The sequence below is a fragment of the Pseudomonas sp. FG29 genome, from assembly GCF_057809355.1.
This window is the reverse complement of record NZ_JBMDJU010000052.1, coordinates 1-1,126: the sequence shown is the minus strand read 5'-3', so window position 1 is coordinate 1,126 and position 1,126 is coordinate 1. Positions and strand designations below refer to the sequence as shown.

The window sequence follows — 1,126 nt, the reverse complement described above, 5'->3', positions numbered from 1 at the left end:
TCGCGCGCCACCACCACCGCTTCTTCGACCTGCGGGTGCGCTTGCAGACGCGCTTCGATCTCGCCCAGTTCGATACGCAGGCCACGGATCTTCACCTGATGATCGATACGGCCGACGTATTCGATGGCACCGTCCGCCCGCCAGCGCGCCAGGTCACCGGTGCGGTACAGGCGCTGGCCCGCCTGGCCATATAAACCAGCAAAGGGATCGGCGACAAAACGCTCGGCGGTCAGCCCTGGTCGTGCGTGATAACCCCGCGCCAGGCCGACGCCGCCGATATACAGCTCGCCCGCCACGCCTTGCGGCACCGGCTCCAGCCAGGTGTCGAGGATGTACAGGCGCAGGTTGTCGATGGGCCGGCCGATGGGCACGATGTGCCGCTCGTTCTCCTCGTCGCAGGCCCAATAGCTGACGTCGATGGCCGCTTCGGTGGGGCCGTAGAGGTTGTGCAGCTTGGCGGCGTGACGCTGACGGAACTGCTGTTGCAGCTCGTAGGGCAGCGCCTCGCCGCTGCACATCACCTGCTTGAGTGACGGGCAGTGCTCCAGCTCACCGGAGGCAACGAAGGCCTGCAGCATCGAGGGTACGAAGTGCAGCACACTGACCGCGCCCTCATTGATCACCTGCCGCAGGGCCAGCGGGTCGCGGTGCGCCCCTGGCTCGGCCACCACCAGCGCCGCGCCAGTCAGCAGCGGCCAGAAGAACTCCCACACCGACACGTCGAAGCTGAACGGGGTCTTTTGCAGCACGCGGTCAGCCGGCGTCAGGCCGTACTCTTTCTGCATCCAGTGCAGGCGGTTGATCAACGCCTGGTGGCTGTTGCCGGCGCCCTTGGGCTTGCCGGTGGAGCCGGAGGTGTAGATCAGGTAGGCCAGGTTGTCCGGTGTGCCCAGAACGGGCAAATCACTCCCTTCCAGCCCCTCCACTTCATGCCAGTCGCTGTCCAGGCAGAAAGCACGGGCATCCGAGGCTGGCAGTGCATCACGCAGATGCGCCTGGGTCAGCAGCAGCGTCACACCGCTGTCGTCCAGCATGTGTTGCAGACGCTCGTGCGGGTAATCCGGATCCATCGGCACGTAGGCGCCACCGGCCTTGACGATGGCCAGCAAGGCCACCACCAGCTCGA

At 65.9% G+C, this 1,126-nt stretch carries 1 protein-coding gene; it reads right to left on the bottom strand.

The features are described 5' to 3' along the window. Positions 1-1,126: amino acid adenylation domain-containing protein (locus tag ACODS1_RS24090; RefSeq protein WP_489087635.1), on the bottom strand; the 1,126-nt coding region annotated here is incomplete at both ends.